Annotated in this window: 2 protein-coding genes and 1 pseudogene; all 3 read left to right on the forward strand. The window is 67.3% G+C overall.

Annotation, left to right across the window (positions count from 1 at the left end; all coding sequences use genetic code 11):
- Window positions 1–308: BlaI/MecI/CopY family transcriptional regulator (locus tag RHODMAR_RS26735; protein WP_042940582.1), on the forward strand; the 308-nt coding region annotated here is incomplete at its 5' end.
- Window positions 305–1261 (forward strand): M56 family metallopeptidase, encoded by a 957-nt coding sequence (locus RHODMAR_RS26740; RefSeq protein ID WP_008720986.1) that lies wholly within the window; start codon window positions 305–307, stop codon window positions 1259–1261. The genes RHODMAR_RS26735 and RHODMAR_RS26740, both read left to right, overlap by 4 nt.
- A gap of 85 nt (window positions 1262–1346) precedes the next feature.
- Window positions 1347–1538 (forward strand): annotated as a pseudogene (locus tag RHODMAR_RS27865) (cytochrome ubiquinol oxidase subunit I); the annotation flags it as partial.

Below are 1538 nucleotides of genomic sequence, written 5' to 3' on the forward strand. Positions count from 1 at the left end.
GGCAATGTGATCGACCGCAGTCGGTCCACGACCTGCGTGAACGCATGGCCGACAGAAACCCCGCCTACACCACGATCCTGACCGTCGTGACCCATCTCCACGAGAAGGGGTGGGTCGAGCGGACCAAGCAGTCACGCGCCTATCTCTACTCGCCCGTGCAATCTCGGGCCGAGGCCACCTCGCAAGCGCTGCGCGAAATCCTCGACACCAGCACCGACTCGGCCGCCGTGCTGATGCATTTCGCGAAAACCGTCACCGACGACGAACTGGACGCCCTGCGGGGGAACCTGCCGGACGCGAACCGGTGATCGTCGCACTGGCATTACTCCTCGCCGCGACCCTGGTGGCCGTTGCCATGCCGCCGCTGCTGACCTCACTCACCCGCACCGTCGGCCCCTCTCTCGCCTTGACCGCTTGGATCGGCAGCATCGCCGGGGTGCTGTTTCTCGTGGGATCCGCGGTGGCGGTGTTGCTCTGGCCCGGCCATGCGCCGGCCGAGGGCATGGTCGAACTCGCCGTCCGCTGCCTGGGCTCGCTGCAACACGCGGCCCAGCCGTGGATCGGGGAAGCGGTCGCCGGGGCATCGGTCGTCCTCGCGGCGTCGGCATCGGCGCGCGTCCTGCGCTCGACTCGCCGTCAGCTTCGAGCGCGGTCCAAAGTCCGCGACTATCACCGCGATGTCATCGCCGTCGTGGCGCGCACGGACCCCGGACCCGAACCGATCATGTGGCTCGACCACCCACTCCCGCTGGCCTACAGCATCGACGGTCGCCCCGGCTACGTCGTGGCCACCGAAGGCCTGCTCGCCCATCTCGATCCCGAACAACAGCGAGCAGTGATCGCACACGAACGTGCCCACCTGCGCGGGCGCCATCACCGCATCGTCAACATCTGCGAGATCCTGGCCAAAGCGCTTCCTCGCGTTCCCCTCTTCGCCGCGGCACCCGCGGCGGTACGGGTCCTGGTCGAGGTCGCAGCCGACCGGTCCGCGGCCGCAGTCACCAGCGCCGACACTGTACGTTCGGCATTGTCGACGGTCTCGCAGGCGCATTCTGCGCGGCCACTGTGGGCACTGGGCCTGATCGGGGACTCGACCACCGAGCGGTTGCATCACCTCGACACGAGCGCGCAAACACCGAGCCGAACCCGAGCGGGCGCTTATGCTGCCGCCGCCGTGCTGCCCCTCGTCGTGCCGGCCGTGTTGGCCGTCGTCTCGCTCAGCGCGGTCTCCGCCGCAGCGTGCGCGGTCCTGCTGATCTGAACAACCCCAAATACTATGCTGCATAGTATTTGGGTTACGCTGGCGGACGCGTCCTGTAATTCGCGTGCGACACGAAGGTGGTTCCATGACGGCGCTGACATCTCCTCCGGCTGCGCCGGCGGTTCGCCCCTATCCACCCCGCGGGGCCCGCAAGGGGTCGTTCCTGCACACGATGGTCACCACCACCGATCCGAAGGTCATCGGACTGATGTACTTGGTGACCTCGTTCGGGTTCTTTCTCGTCGGTGGCCTGATGGCGTTGATCATGCGCTCCGAG

The sequence above is a fragment of the Rhodococcus sp. AW25M09 genome, from assembly GCF_000333955.1.
Taxonomy (GTDB): Bacteria; Actinomycetota; Actinomycetes; order Mycobacteriales; family Mycobacteriaceae; genus Rhodococcoides.